This is a genomic window from Streptomyces sp. NPDC028722 (assembly GCF_040637655.1).
Classification (GTDB): domain Bacteria; phylum Actinomycetota; class Actinomycetes; order Streptomycetales; family Streptomycetaceae; genus Streptomyces.
The window spans coordinates 226,961-242,041 of sequence record NZ_JBEZWU010000002.1 but is presented as its reverse complement, the minus strand read 5'-3'; the positions used below and the strand labels follow the sequence as shown (position 1 = coordinate 242,041).

Genomic DNA, 15,081 nt, shown 5'->3' with positions numbered 1-15,081 from the left:
GGACTGCGGTGGGGCCGGGGTGTCGTGGGAGGGACGCCTCACGCCTGGCCGAGCTCGTTGTCGATGAAGGCGAAGACGTCGTCGGCGGAGGCCTCCTCCAGCCGTCCGGCGACGGCGGCGGCGTCCTGGCCGAGGGTCTTTTCGAGGTCGCCCAGCAGCGACCGGAGGCGGGTGGTGATCCCTCCCTGTCCGATGTCCTCGGCGGTGAGGTCGCCGAGCCGGGCCGCGACCCGGTCGAGTTCGGCGAGGACCGAGTCCACGGAGGTGTCGGCGCCCGCGAGTTCGGTGCCCAGGTGCTTGGCGAGGGCGGCGGGGGTGGCGTAGTCGAAGATGAGTGTGGCCGGCAGCGGCACCCCGGCGGCGCCGCTGATCCGGTTGCGCAGGTCCACGGAGGTGAGGGAGTCGAAGCCGAGGTCGCGGAAGGCGGTGGTCGGCTCGACCGCGTCGGCGCCGCCGTAGCCGAGGACCGCGGCGGCCTGGCCGCACACCAGGTCCTGGAGGGCGCGGTCGCGTTCGCCGCCGGTGAGGCCGGCGAGCTTCTCGGCGAACCCGTCGGCCACGCCCGTCTCGGCGGGGCCGCCGGTGCCGGTCCGTGCCTCGGGCAGCGTGGACAGCAGGGGGCTGGGCCGGGTGGCGGTGAAGGCGGGCGCGAACACCGACCAGTCGACGTCGGCGACGGTGACGGTGGTGTCGCCGCCGTCCAGGGCGCGGCGCAGCGCGGTGAGCGCGCGGTCGGGGTCGAGGAGGGACATGCCCATCGCGCGGGCGGCCGAGCGGACGGTGCCGTGGGCGGCCATGCCGTCGCCGCCCCACGGACCCCAGGCCACCGAGGTGGCCGGCAGTCCGGTCGCGCGCCGGTGTTCGGCGAGGGCGTCGAGGTAGGCGTTGGCGGCGGCGTAGTTGGCCTGTCCCGCACCGCCGACGGTGGCGGTCAGGGAGGAGAACAGCACGAACGCCGACAGGTCCCGGTCCGCGGTCAGTTCGTGCAGGTGGCGGGCGGCGTCGGCCTTGGGTGCGAGGACACGGGCGAACCGGTCGGGGGTGAGGGCGTCCAGGACGCCGTCGTCGAGGACGCCGGCCAGGTGCAGCACGGCGGTGAGGGGGTGTTCGGCCGGTACGGAGTCCAGCAGCGCGGCCAGGGCCCGGCGGTCGGCGACGTCGCAGGCGGCGAGGGTCACCCGGGTGCCGGCGTCGGTGAGTTCGCGGACGAGGTCGGCGGCGCCGGGCGCGTCCGTGCCCCGCCGGGAGACCAGCAGCAGGTGGTCGGCGCCCTCGGCGGCGAGCCACCGGGCGACGGCCGTGCCGACGGCGCCGGTGGCCCCGGTGACCAGGACCGTGCCGGACGGCTTCCAGGGGGTGCCGGCGCGGGCCGGGGCGTGCTCCAGGCGCCGGCCGTAGGCGCCGGACTCGCGCAGCACGACCTGGTCCTCGCCGTTCGCGTCGCCGAGCAGGGCGGCCAGCCGGGCGAGGGTCTGCGGACCGGGCGCGGCGGGCAGGTCGACCAGCCCGCCCCAGCGTTCGGGGTGCTCCAGGGCGGCGACCCGGCCGAGGCCCCACACCCGGGCCTGGGTGAACCCGGTGACGGCGGCGGCCGTGCCGTGGGCGACGGCGTCACGGGTCACGCACCACAGCGGGGCCGTGATCCCGGCGTCCCCGAGGGCCTGGACGAGGGTGGCGGTGGCGGCCGGTCCGGTCGCGGGCGCCAGCAGGGACAGGACACCGTCGAGGCCGTCCCGGCCGGCGAGGAGTCCGGCGAGTTCCGTGCGGTCGGCCGGGTCGGGCACCGTGAGGATGTCCACGGCGAGGCCCCGTTCGGTGAGCCCGGTCAGGACGGCGGTCGTCCAGGGATCGTCGGTGGCGGGGACGACGGCCAGCCAGTGGCCGCCGCGCGCCGGGGTGGCGGCGGGCGCGAGCGGTTCCCAGGTGACGCGGTACCGCCGGCCGTCGGCGGCGGCGTTGGCCTGCCGCTGCTCGTGCCAGGCGGCCAGGGCCGGTACGACGGCGGCGACGGACGTCTCGTCGGTGACGCCGAGGGTGGCGGCGACGGCGGTCACGTCCTGGTCCCGGACCAGTTCCCAGAACGGGTCGGCGGCGTCGCCGCCCGCGCGGGCCGCCGCGGAGCGCTCGGCCTGGAGGATGGGGGCGTCCTCCCAGTGCCGGTCGCGGCGGAACGGGTACGTGGGCAGGCCGACCTTGCGGCCGCCGGCGAACACCACAGGCCAGTCGGGGCCGGTGCCGGTCAGGTGCAGGCGGCAGACGGCGTCGAGGAGGGCGGCGTCCTCGGCGCGGTCGCGGCGCTGGGTGCCGATGACGTCGGGCACCGTGTCCTGGGCCAGGTTGGTCAGCACCGCGTCCGGGCCGATCTCCAGCAGGCGGGTGGCGCCCTCGGCGGCCAGGGTGGTGATCCCGTCGTGGAAGCGGACGGCCTCGCGGACGTGGCGCACCCAGTAGTCGGGCGAGGTGAGGTCACCGGCCATGCGGCCGGTGACGTTGGAGACGACCGGCAGGGCGGGCTCGTGGAAGGTGAGGCCGGCCAGCACCTCGCGGAACGCGTCGAGCATGGGGTCCATGCGGTGGGAGTGGAAGGCGTGCGACACCTTCAGCCGGGTGGACTTCTCCACCCGCGCGGCGACGGCGAGCACGGCCTCCTCGTCGCCGGATATCACCACGGCGCGCGGGCCGTTGACGGCCGCGATGTCGACGCCGTCGGTGAGCAGCGGGGTGACCTCGGCCTCGCCGGCGAGCAGGGACACCATCGCGCCGCCCGCGGGGAGGTCCTGCATGAGCCGGCCGCGGGCGGCGACCAGGGCGACGGCGTCCTTCAGGTCCAGGACGCCGGCGACGTGCGCGGCGACGACCTCGCCGATGGAGTGCCCGGCTAGCAGGTCCGGGCTGATGCCCCAGTGCTCCAGCAGCCGGTACAGGGCGGTCTCGAAGGTGAACAGGGCGGCCTGCGTGTACACGGTCCGGTTGAGGCGGGCGGTGGCGGGGTCGGTGTCCTCGAACATGACCTCGCGCAGCGGCCGGTCCAGGTGGGTGTCGAACGCGGCGCAGATCTCGTCGAAGGCGGCGGCGAACACCGGGAACGCGGCGTGCAGGGTGCGGCCCATGCCCGGGCGCTGGGAGCCCTGCCCGGAGAACAGCACGCCGAGGCGGCCGGGCTCGGGGGGCACCACGGCAGGCCGGCTGCCGTCGGCGACGGCGCGCAGCCCGGCCAGCAGTTCGTCCCGGTCGCGGCCGGTGACGGCGGCCCGGTGGGTGAACACGGTGCGGGTGGTGGCCAGGGAGTACCCGACGTCGTACGGGTCGAGGTCGCCGGCCACCGCGAGCAGCCGCTCCGCCTGCCGCTGGACGGCGTCGGCGCCCTTGCCGGACAGCACCCAGGGGACGACGGGCAGCGCGGCCCGCTCCGGGGCGGGATGCGCCGTCCCGGCGGGCGGTGCCTCCTCCAGGATGGTGTGGGCGTTGGTACCGGAGATGCCGAAGGAGGACACGCCGGCGCGGCGCGGGCGTCCGTCGGGGGTGTCCCAGGGGCGGGCCTCGGTGAGCAGCCGGACGTCTCCGGCGCTCCAGTCGACGGCGGTGGAGGGCTTCTCGGCGTGCAGGGTGCGGGGCAGGGTGCCGTGGCGCATGGCCATGACCATCTTGATGATGGCGCCGACGCCGGCCGCGGCCTGTGGGTGGCCCATGTTGGACTTGATGGAGCCGAGCCACACCGGCCGGTTCTCCGGCCGGTCCTGCCCGTAGGCGGCGATGACGGCCTGGGCCTCGATGGGGTCGCCGAGGGTGGTGCCGGTGCCGTGCGCCTCGACCGCGTCGATGTGGTGCGGGGCGAGCCGGGCGTCGGCGAGGGCCTGCCGGATGACCCGGATCTGGGCGGGGCCGCTCGGCGCGGTCAGGCCGTTGGAGGCGCCGTCCTGGTTGACGGCCGAGCCGCGGACGACGGCGAGCACCTCGTGGCCGTTGCGCAGGGCGTCGGACAGCCGTTCCACCAGCAGCATGCCGGCGCCCTCGGCCCAGGCGGCGCCCGCCGCGTCGTCGGAGAAGGAGTGGCAGCGGCCGTCGGGGGACAGCGCGCGGCGCTCGCTGAACTCGATGAACATCTCGGGGCTGGCCATGACGGCGGCGCCGCCCGCCAGCGCCAGGGAGCACTCCCCCCTGCGCAGCGACTGGATCGCCGAGTGCAGCGCCACCAGGGAGGAGGAGCAGGCGGTGTCCATGGTGACCGCGGGGCCCTCCAGGCCGAGGGTGTAGGCGATGCGGCCGGAGACGATGCTGCCCGAGATGGTGCCGCCGATGTAGTCGTGGTGCATCAGGCCGACGAAGACACCGGTCGGGGTGCCCTTCACCGTGGTGGGGTCGATGCCGGCCCGTTCGAAGGCCTCCCAGGTGACCTCCAGGAGCATCCGCTGCTGCGGGTCGGTGCCGGGCGCGTCCTTGGGGCTGATACCGAAGAAGGCGGGGTCGCACTCGGCGGCGTCGTGCAGGAACCCGCCGTGGCGGACGTAGGACTTGCCGGGGGCGCCGGGCTCGGGATCGTAGATCGCCTCGACGTCCCAGCCGCGGTCGGTGGGGAACTCGGTGACGACGTCGGTGCCCTCGTCGATGATCCGCCACAGGTCCTCGGGCGTGCGCACCCCGCCCGGGTAGCGGCAGCCCATGCCGATGATGGCGACGGGCTCGCGGTCCTGCTCCTCCAGCTCGCGTACGCGGCGGCGGCTGCGCTCCAGCTCGGTCGTGGCCCGCTTGAGGTAGTCGCGGAGCTTGCCGGCCGTGGCCGAGTCTTCCATCACAGGGCTCCCAGTTCGTTGTCGATCCTGGCGAAGAGTTCGTCGTCGCTGGCCTCGCCGAGGTCCTCCGGCGCCACGGGCGCGGTGTGCCGTCCGTGGGTGTCCTGCCAGCTACGCAGCAGCGCTTCGAGGCGTGCGGTGACACGGGCGTGGCTGCCGCCTTCGTCGGACAGGGTGAGCAGCGCGGCTTCGAGGCGGTCCAGCTCGGCCAGCGCGGTCCGGGCCCGGTCGGCCGGTCCGGGCACGAGCGCGGCCTTGAGGTGGGCGGCGAGGGTGGTGGGTGTGGGCTGGTCGAAGACGAGTGTCGCGGGCAGGGTGAGGCCGGTGGCGCCGGCCAGGAGGTTGCGCAGTTCGACGGCGGCGAGCGAGTCGAATCCCATCTCCTGGAACGCGCGTCCCGGGTCGACCGACTCGGGCGAGGGGTGCCCGAGGACGGCGGCGACGTGGGTGCGGACCAGCTCCAGCAGGGCGCGGTCCCGTTCGGGGTCGGCCAGCGGTGCCAGCCGGTCGCGCCAGGAGCCGGCGGCGGCACCCGGGGCGGCTTCGGTACCCCGCCGGGCGGCCCGTACCAGGCCGCGCAGCAGCGCCGGTACGCCGTCCGGCCGGGCGCGCACCGCGGCGGCGTCCAGGCGTACGGGCACCAGGACGGCGTCCTCGCCGCCGAGTCCGGCGTCGAAGGCGCGTAGTCCCTGCGCGGGGGTCAGGGGCGGCAGGCCGAGCCGGCGCAGCCGTTCCAGGTCAGCCGCGTCGATGCCGGCGCTCATGCCGCCGGCGCCGGACCACAGGCCGTAGGCGAGGGAGACGCCGGGCAGGCCGAGCGAGCGGCGATGGGCGGCGAGGCCGTCGAGGAAGGTGTTGGCGGCGGCGTAGTTGGCCTGGCCCCCGCCGACCAGCAGACCGGCGGTGGAGGACAGCAGGACGAACGCCGACAGGTCCTTGTCGCGGGTCAGTTCGTGCAGGTTCCACGCGGCGTCCACCTTGGGCCGCAGCACCCGGTCGACCCGGTCCGCGCCGAGCGTGGCCAGCACGCCGTTGTCGACGACGCCGGCCGCGTGCACCACGGCCCGTACGTCGTGCCCGGCGAACAGCGCCGCCAGCCCGGCGCGGTCGGCGGCGTCGCACCGGGCGATGATCACTTCGGCGCCCAGCTCGCGCAGCGCGTCGCCCAGTTCGGCGGCTCCGGGGGCGTCCACGCCCCGCCGGCCGGCCAGCAGCAGGTGCCGTACGCCGTGCTCGGTGACCAGGTGACGGGCGATCAGGGCGCCGAGGCCGCCGGTACCGCCGGTGATCAGGACGGTGCCGTCCGGGCCCCAGGCGAGCGGACCGCCGGGCTTGGCACGGGCCAGCCGGGGCAGCCGTACCTCGCCGTCCCGCACCGCGACCTCCGGTTCGCCGGCGGCGAGCGCGGCGGCGAGGGCGGGTCCCGGGGCGGCGCTGCCGTCGCTGTCGACCAGCAGGAACCGGCCGGGGTTCTCGGCCTGGGCCGCGCGGACCAGCCCGTACAGGGAGGCGTGGCCGAGGTCGCCGGCGCGCAGCAGGACGGCGAGCCGGCGGTCGGCGTGTTCTTCGTCGGCCGGCCAGGCGCGCAGCGCGTCCAGCGTGGCGTGCACCCGCTCGTGCACCAGGGCGGGCAGGTCGGGTACGGCGTCGGGGGTGGCCGGTACGGCCAGCACCACCAGGCCGGGCACCGGGCCGGCGGCGGTGAGGGCGGCCAGGCCGGGGTGATGGGGCGCGTCGAGGCCGGTGTGCGCGACACCGGTGCCGTCGGTCCCGGCGTGTGCCCGGCCGGTGTCCGCGAGGTCGCTGTCCGCGAGGCGGGTGTCTGCGAGGCCGCAGACGGCCAGGGCGGGTGTGCGGGCGGTCGCCGGGACGGGCGCCGGGACCAGGTCGACCCGGTACAGCGGGTCGTCGCCGTCCCCGGCGAGCTGCTCGGCGGAGACGGGGCGGGCCACGAGGCTGCGGACGGTCGCGACGGGCGCGCCGGCGGCGTCGGCCAGGGTGAGGGCGACCGCCTCGGGGCCGGACGGCGACAGGTGCAGGCGCAGGGTGTCGGTGCCCGCCGCGTGCAGGGTGACACCGCCCCAGGCGAACGGCAGCACCGCCTGGCCGCCGGGCAGGTCCAGCAGATTGACGTGCAGCACGGCGTCCAGCAGCGCCGGGTGCACGCCGTACGCGGCGGCGGTGGCGCGGGCGCTCTCGGGCAGGGCCGCCTCGGCGAACAACTCGTCCCCGCGGCGCCACATGGCGCGCAGGCCCTGGAAGACCGCGCCGTAGCCGTAACCGGTGCGGGCCAGCCCCGGGTAGAGGCCGTCCAGGTCGACGGGTTCGGCGTCCCGGGGCGGCCAGTCGGTCAGGTCCACCGGGCTGGTCCCGTCACCGGCCGGGCTGGTCCCGTCGCCGGTCGTGGAGGTCAGGACGCCGGCGGCGTTGCGGGTCCAGGGGGCGTCGGGGGTGTCGGCGCGGCGGGACCAGACGGTCAGCTCCCGCCGTCCGTCCCGTTCCCCGCCGACGGCGGCCTGGACGGCCAGCGCCCCCTGCTCGGGCAGCACCAGCGGGGCGTGCAGGGTGAGTTCGCCGACGGTGTCGCAGCCGGTGCGTTCCGCGGCCTGGAGGGCCATCTCCACGAAGGCGGTGCCGGGCAGCAGCACGGTCCCGTGCACGGCGTGGTCGGCGAGCCACGGGTGGGAGGCGAGGGAGAGCCGGCCGGTGAGGACCGCTCCCCCGGTGTCGGGCAGGTCGGTCGCGGCGCTCAGCAGCGGATGGCCGGTGGCGCTCTGCCCCAGGCCGTCGGCATCACCGCTGCCGCCGGCGCCGGCCTGGAGCCAGAGGCGTTCGCGCTGGAAGGCGTAGGTGGGCAGCGGGGTGTGCCGGGCCTGGTGCGGGGCGAAGAACGCCGCCCAGTCCACGGCGGTGCCGGCCGCGTGCAGCCGGGCCACGGCCGTGACCAGGTCGCGTTCCTCGTCGCCGGCGCGGCGCAGTCCGGCGACGGTCACGCTGTCCTCGGGGACGCAGTCCACGGCGAGCGCGGTCAGGGCCGCGTCCGGGCCGACTTCGAGGAACGCCCGGACGCCCAGCTCGTGCAGGGCGGTCATGGCGGGCGCGAAGCGGACGGGCCGGCGCACGTGGTCGACCCAGTGTGCGGGGGTGGCCAGCCGCGCGGGGTCGGCGAGGGCGCCGGTGAGCGTGGACACGATCGGGATGCGCGGCTCGGCGAAGGAGCACCGGGCGGCGGCCTCGGCGAAGTCGGCGAGCATCGGTTCCATCAGCGGCGAGTGGAAGGCGTGCGAGACCTTCAGCCGCTTGCCCTGGCCGAAGCGGGCGGCGAGGGCGGCGACGGCGTCCTCGTCACCGGATATCACCACGGAGCGCGGGCCGTTGACGGCGGCGAGGCCGACCCGCTCGTCCAGGTGGGGGGCGACCTCGTCCTCCGTGGCGCGCAGCGCGGCCATGGCGCCGCCCGCGGGCAGGGCCGCCATCAGGGTGCCGCGCGCGAGGACGAGGTGGACGGCGTCCGGCAGGGACAGCACGCCGGCGACGTGGGCGGCGGCCATCTCGCCGACGGAGTGGCCGGCCAGGTAGTCGGGGGTCACGCCCCAGGACTCCAGGAGCCGGTACAGGGCCACTTCGACGGCGAAGAGGGCGATCTGCGCGTAGTCGGTACGGGTGAGCAGGTCGGCGTCGCCGTCGATGACGTCGGCGAGCGGCCGCTCCAGGCTCCGGTCGGCGAGGGCGCACACCGCGTCGAAGGCCTCCGCGTACACCGGGAAGGCGCGGTGCAGGTCCCGGCCCATGCCGATCCGCTGGGCTCCCTGACCGGTGAACAGGAAGGCGGTCCTGCCGCCGGCCGGGGTGAGCGGAGCAGCGGCGGCGAGCCCGGCGAGCAGGTCGCCGGTGTGCCGGCCGACCGCGACGGCGCGGTGCTCGAAGCGGGCGCGGGTGGTGGCGAGCGACAGCCCGAGGTCGGCCGGGCGGACGCCGGGGTGCGCGTCGAGGTGGTCGCGCAGCCGCGCGATCTGCGCGGTGAGAGCCTGGCGGGTACGGCCGGAGACGACCCAGGGGACGCAACCACCCTCCCGTACGGGCGAGTTCTCCGCGCCCTCTTCCCCGCCGGCCGGCTTCCCGGCGTGCACGGCGTTCTCGCCGTTCCCGGGGATTCCGGCGTTCCCGGCGTTCCCGGGGATTCCGGCGTTCCCGGCGTTCTCGGCCGGCTCCGGGCCGGCGGGCGCCTGCTCCAGAACGACATGCGCGTTGGTGCCGCTGATGCCGAAGGAGGAGACGGCGGCGCGGCGGGGCCGGCCGGTGGCGGGCCACGGGCGCCGTTCCAGGGCCAGTTCGACGGCTCCCGCGCTCCAGTCCACCTGGTCGGTGGGCGCGTCGACGTGGAGGGTGGGCGGAACCTCGCCGTGCCGCATGGCCAGCACCATCTTGATGACGCCCGCGACGCCCGCGGCGGCCTGGGTGTGCCCGAGATTGGACTTGACCGAACCGAGCAGCAGCGGCTCGGCGCGGTCCTGGCCGTAGGTGGCGAGCAGGGCCTGCGCCTCGATCGGGTCGCCGAGCGAGGTGCCGGTGCCGTGTGCCTCGACCACGTCGACGTCGGCGGGGGTGAGCCCGGCACCGGCCAGCGCCTGCCGGACGACCCGCTGCTGGGACGGGCCGTTGGGCGCGGTCAGCCGGCTGCTGGCGCCGTCGGAGTTGACGGCGCTGCCCCGGACGACGGCGAGCACCGGGTGGCCGTTGCGCCGGGCGTCGGCGAGCCGTTCCAGCAGCAGCATGCCGGCGCCCTCGCCCCAGCCGGTGCCGTCGGCCGCGGCGGCGAACGCCTTGCACCGGCCGTCCGGCGCGAGCCCGCGCTGCCGGCTGAAGTCGATGAACGTCTCCGGGGTGGACATCACGGTGACACCGCCGGCCAGGGCGAGCGAGCACTCGTCCGCCTGGAGCGCCCGCACGGCCCAGTGCAGCGCGACCAGGGAGGACGAGCAGGCGGTGTCGACGGTGACCACCGGGCCTTCGAGCCCGAAGGTGTAGGCGACGCGTCCGGAGGCGATGCTGGCGGCGCTCCCGTTGGCGAGGTAGCCGTCGAGGTCGTCGGGCACGGAGGTGAGACGGGTGGCGTAGTCGTTGTACATCACCCCGGCGAACACGCCGGTGCGGCTGCCGCGCAGGGAGGCCGGCACGATGCCGGCCCGCTCGAAGGCCTCGTGCGAGGTCTCCAGCAGCAGCCGCTGCTGCGGGTCCATGGCGAGGGCCTCGCGGGGGCTGATGCCGAAGAAGTCGTAGTCGAAGTCGGCGGCGTCGTGCAGGAATCCGCCGGTACGGGCGTAGGTCCTGCCGGGCCGCGCCGGGTCCGGGTCGTACAGGGCGTCCACGTCCCAGCCGCGGTCGGCGGGGAAGTCCGTCACCGCGTCGGTCCCCGTCACGACGAGATCCCACAGGTCCTCGGGGGTGGTGACGCCGCCCGGATAACGGCAGCCGATGCCGACGACGGCGACCGGGCCGTGTGCGCGTTGCTCGTTCTCGCGCAGCCGCCGCCGCGCCTCCCGCAGGTCCGCGGTCGTCCGCCTGAGGTAGTCGAGCAGTTGCTCTTCGTTGTTCACCAGCGCGCCATCCGATCGAGATCGAAGTGAGGGCCTGGGCCGTGCGGATCGCCTCCGGACGGTTTCCGGTCCGCTTCCCCTCCGCTGTCGGAGGCTAGGCAGCCGGCAATGACCCAAGACACCCCTACGGCCCCCAGGGGCCCCCGCGGCGGTTAAGGGGTCCCTCTCACAGGGCATCGCGCGCGATGATCTTCGTACGGCATTCCGCGTTACGGTCGCCGGACGGCATTCCGCACGGAACTCCTCGTACGGCGTCCCTCACGAAGGTCAGGATCCCGGGCGCCGGAGCTTCCCCGCGGGCGCAGCGGGACCGCCCCGCGCCGGCGTCGTCTGCGCAGGACGACGAGCGCGACGGCGGCGGTCGCGCGGACCAGCCCGGCGGTCCGCCGGCGGTATGCGAACCGGGCCGGGCCCGGGCGTAGGGGCCCGTTCGGATCGGGCCGATCCCCGGCCTGCCGGCCTCCACCGCGCACCGCGTCCTGACTCGGCACGGCCGGGATCGGAAGGGCCCCTATCGTCGGCAGGCGCTTCTCTTCGGCACGGGGGTCAGACGCGGTCGGCCGCGATGAGGAGGTACTGGAACGAGCCGTCCCTGTAGGAGTTGATGAACGCGTCCTCGATCCCCGTCACCAGCGACGAGGTGGCGCGCAGTTCCCAGTAGGGCAGGGTGTCGGGAGTCAGGTCGACGACGGCCTGCGGCACGAGGCGGTTGTCGGCCATGGCGCGGAGATACTCCCGGCGCGAGTGGATGTTGCACTCGAAGTGCGCGTTGATCTGCGACACCCACTTCGACGGCTGGCCGTACCGCGGATTCCAGCAGCCGGTGATGGTCACATAGCGACCGCCGACCTCCAGGACGCGGGAGTGTTCGGCGAACAGGTCGTGAAGGTCGACGTACATGCTCGACTCGTTGTTCCACGATGCCGCCGCCGAACCGGTCTCGAACGGTGTGGCGAGCATGTTGCAGACGCGGGCACGGACATGGTCCTGCATGCCCAGTTCGCGGGCCCGGCCGTTGGCGAAGTCGGCCTGCTTGGCCGACAGCGTGACACCTTCGACCCTGCACCCGAATCGCTGGTGGGCCATCACCATCGAGCCGCCGCGGCCGCAGCCGGCGTCCAGCAGGGTGTCCCGCTCCTCGATGTCACCGAGGTGGCTCAGGAGGAACTCGGCCTGCGCCGACTCCAGTCGGTGGAGCTCGGCGATCAGCTTCTTCTCGCTTCCGGCGTCCCCGGGGCCGCCGAGTGCGTCGGAGTCGACTTTCCCGATGCCGTAGTGGTGGTGGTACAGGCCGTCGACATCACCGAGGCGCAGGTTCACGGGCCTCGCCTCGCCGTCCCAGTAGCGGGCGATGTCTCCCTGGTAGGGGGTCGCCGGGCTGGGGATGCGCAGTGGGGCGGGGGCGGATGCGGCGGCGGTGAGTTCGGCGTTGGTCACGGATGAGTCCATTCTCTTACCAGAAGTCGGGCAGGCTGTAGCGATAGGTGTTGGACTGGTGCCAGTGGTGGTTGCCGTCGACCCAGGCGGCCACCCCGCGGAGGAAGCGCAGCACACTCGGGACGGGGCAGTCGGCAGCCAGGCGTGCGGCCGCGGTCTCGAAGTCATGCATCAGTTCGTTGTGGATCTCGACCGACTTCAGGTAGGCGTCGCGGTCGGAGAGCCCCTCACGTTCGGAGATCACGACGGGCAGGTTCAGGTGCCGGCCCGGCGCGTCGAGTTCCTTGGTGTACGAGTACAGGTCGTTCACGATGGTCGTCGCGTTTCCCGCCAGGGCGATGACCTTCTGCATGGCCGGCCGGGCGTGCAGGTCCGCCGGGAGCTCGTAGCCGCCGACGGTGTCCGTGATGGTGGGGCAGGGGCGGAAGTTGTTGAACTGGCGCATCGCCAGGTACTCCCACACCTGGGGGACGTGGTCCAGCTGGGCCCAGGCCGCTTCGGCGAGGTATCCCAGGTGGAGCCGGGACATGTCGTGCCGGAGCCGGTCCGCCTGGGAGGGGCTTGCCGCTCGGACGAAGTACTCCATGGCGGAGCGGTAGGCGCGCCGGGGCGCGTCCGCGTGGAGGGACCCCGCCCACTGCGGCTGGTACTCCGCCGTGGTGTGCAGGGCGTCGAGCGCGGTGTGCGCCAGCAGCAGCCGCTCGCCGAGGCCGACGGGTGATCCGCCGTGGTCCTCGCAGTAGTAGTCGTCCACCGCGTTCTCGGCGACCATGAGGCGTGTGGCGAGCATCAGGTGGTCGATGCCGGGTGCGTCCGGATGGCACCCGACCATGTAGCGGCCGACGGAGAAGCCGTCGAACTCCTCCTCCCAGTCCTCGGGATACAGGGTGACCTCGTCGACGGCCCAGGACTTGATCCTTCGGCTGACCTCTTCGACCCGCACCGGGTCCGGCTCGGCGATCGGATGGTGGTAGAGGCCCGGGATCGCCTTGCCCTTCACGGTGGCCGCCGACGGCGCCGGGAGCTCCTCCCGCAGGGAGATGCGCAGGCCCGCGGTGCCGAGACCGGTGGGGCCTCCCAGGAGCCGTTGCACCGCGGTGACCGGCGCCGGCGTCGTGACTGACGGCGCGCCGGGGGGAGACGGGGGCGGCTCGGGCCTCGCGGGGGGCGGGGAAGGCGCGCGGGGAGGGCAGCCGATGGCGGCTTTGACGTCGCGGGCGCGGGCCGCGGCGTCGGCGAGTACCTGAGCGCCGAAGCGGGTTGCGGACTCCGGCAGGCTCGACTGCGGGGGAGGCAGCTCAGGCGCGGGCATTCATGGCTCCTTGACGGGGTGGGCGGCTGTCCGGGGGCTTCCGGGCGTGCGCGACGGGCCCGCGCGGTCGGGGGCGTCGCGCCATGCCGTGCGGGCCGGGCGCTACCTGGGGCGGCGGGCGATCTGCACGTTCTCCAGCACGCCGACCGCGTCCGGCACGAGGATGGCGGCGGAGTAATAGGTACTGACGAGGTAGGAAGCGATGGCCTGCTCGTCGATGCCCATGAAGCGGACCGACAGACCTGGTGCGTACTCGTCCGGCAGGCCGGTGTGGTGCAGGCCGACGACGCCCTGGTCGTCCTCGCCGGTACGCATGATGAGGATCGAGCTCGTGTTCTCCCGTGTGACGGGAATCTTGTCGCACGGGAGGATCGGGACCCCGCGCCAGGCCGGGACCTGCTGGCCGTCCAGGTCCACGTGGTCCGGATAGAGCCCGCGCGAGCTGAACTCCCGCCCGATCGCCGCGATCGTCCGGGGATGCGCGAGGTAGAACCTGGAGCCGCGGCGGCGACAGAGCAGTGTGTCCATGTCGTCGGGGGTCGGCGGCCCCGAGTGCGGCTGGATCCGCTGCCTGAAGTCGGCGTTGTGGAGCAGGCCGAACTCCCGGTTGTTGATCAGCTCATGCTCCTGGCGCTCGCGCAACGCCTCGACGGTGAGCCGGAGCTGCTCCTCGGTCTGGTTCATCGGCCCGTTGTAGAGGTCGGAAACCCTCGTATGGATCCGCAGGACGGTCTGGGCGACCGAGAGTTCGTACTCGCGCGGATTCAGTTCGTAGTCGACGAAGGCGCCGGGCAGGTCCTGCTCACCGACGTGGCCCGCCGACAGCTCGATCTCGGCCTCGCCGCGGTGGTTCTGCCGCCTGCGGGACCGGGACGTGAATTCCTCTACGTGGTCTCGAAGGCTCGGCGCCCCGGACAGCACGGCCGCGAAGTCGGCGCGGGACAGGGTGAGCAGCGTGCCCGAGGTCTCGGCGGTGGCGGTCTGTTCCCACCGGGCGTCCTCGTCCAGCAGGGCGTGCTCGCCGAACCGGTCGCCATCGGCGAGCACGTCCAGGGCGAGTTCGTCGCCGTAGGCGCCGGCAACGGTCTGGCCGATGCGGCCGTGGGCGATCAGGTGGAGCCGGTCCGCCCGTGCGCCGCCCTCGACCAGCGTCTCCCCGCTCCGGAAGTCACGCTGGACACACCGGTCGGCGATCGCCGTCAGCACCTCGATGTCGTCGAAGCCGCGCAGGAGAGCCAGTTCACCCAGCTCCCGGGGGATCACGCGAACGTCGGCTCCGTTCTGGACGAACTCCACCCTCCCGTCCCCCACGGTGTGGGTCAGGCGACGGTTCACCCGGTAGACACCGCCCTCGGTCTCCACCCAGGGGAGCATGCGCAGCAGCCAGCGAGAGGTGATCTCCTGCATCTGCGGGGCCGACTTGGTCGTGGTGGCGAGGTTGCGGGCGGCCGCTGTTCCCAGGCTGGACTGCCGGGGCAGCTCCAGCCGCGCTTCCGAGCTCGAGTCGACAGTCATCGGGCAGCTCTCTTTGTTGGGGGTGGTGACGCGCAGAGGAGGGAGACACCGGGCGACGGGAGGAAAAAGGACGCGTACAGAACGAGAAGCCGTCCAGCTCCGGCTGGAACACTAATGGCCCCTTTGCCCCCCGGAACAAGGAAATTCGCCGGTATTAACTCGATACGCTGATCGCCGCCGAGTGATGTTTGCCCTGGTCCCGATGGGATTCAGCCACGATCGGCGACACGTTCCGGCAGCCCGCCCTGCGAACCATCCAGCCGGCCCGCATGATCCGTGAACCGTGTTGTACGGACCGGACGGGCGGTTCCCGGTCCGCCGTCCGCCCGAACCGGGCAGGGGAGGCGGTGCACACGGGCACCAGCCCCCTGGGCAGAACGCATGACAGTGGCCGTGAGCTGGGAATTCGCGTAACCGCTTCAGGCATCAT

The 15,081-nt window shown here is 74.3% G+C and carries 5 protein-coding genes and 1 pseudogene; 1 reads left to right on the top strand and 5 read right to left on the bottom strand.

What is annotated here, in order from left to right:
* Nucleotides 1-38: 38 nt before the first annotated feature.
* Together AB0F03_RS03740 and AB0F03_RS03735 are read right to left on the bottom strand one after the other, a co-directional pair.
* Nucleotides 39-4,790, bottom strand: a complete 4,752-nt coding sequence (locus tag AB0F03_RS03740) for a type I polyketide synthase (RefSeq protein WP_361986172.1) — start codon at nt 4,788-4,790, stop codon at nt 39-41.
* A complete protein-coding gene (locus tag AB0F03_RS03735; RefSeq protein WP_361986170.1) occupies nt 4,790-10,387 on the bottom strand; it encodes an SDR family NAD(P)-dependent oxidoreductase in 5,598 nt (1,865 codons plus the stop codon). The genes AB0F03_RS03740 and AB0F03_RS03735 overlap by 1 nt, the downstream gene beginning before the upstream one ends.
* Before the next feature lie 407 nt (nt 10,388-10,794).
* Here AB0F03_RS03735 and AB0F03_RS03730 point away from each other — a divergent pair.
* Nucleotides 10,795-10,890, top strand: a pseudogene (locus AB0F03_RS03730) (IS481 family transposase); the annotation flags it as partial.
* Between the two features lie 43 nt (nt 10,891-10,933).
* Here the strand turns inward: AB0F03_RS03730 and AB0F03_RS03725 are convergent.
* The 3 genes from AB0F03_RS03725 to AB0F03_RS03715 all read right to left on the bottom strand — a co-directional run bounded on the left by AB0F03_RS03725 (nt 10,934) and on the right by AB0F03_RS03715 (nt 14,651).
* Complete coding sequence (locus AB0F03_RS03725; RefSeq protein ID WP_361986702.1) at nt 10,934-11,824, bottom strand: geranyl diphosphate 2-C-methyltransferase; 891 nt, start codon at nt 11,822-11,824, stop codon at nt 10,934-10,936.
* A 16-nt stretch (nt 11,825-11,840) separates the two neighbouring features.
* A complete protein-coding gene (locus tag AB0F03_RS03720; RefSeq protein ID WP_361986168.1) occupies nt 11,841-13,136 on the bottom strand; it encodes a family 2 encapsulin nanocompartment cargo protein terpene cyclase in 1,296 nt (431 codons plus the stop codon).
* 102 nt (nt 13,137-13,238) lie between these two features.
* On the bottom strand, nt 13,239-14,651 hold the full coding sequence (locus tag AB0F03_RS03715) for a family 2B encapsulin nanocompartment shell protein (RefSeq protein WP_361986167.1): 1,413 nt from the start codon (nt 14,649-14,651) through the stop codon (nt 13,239-13,241).
* Nucleotides 14,652-15,081 lie beyond the last annotated feature (430 nt).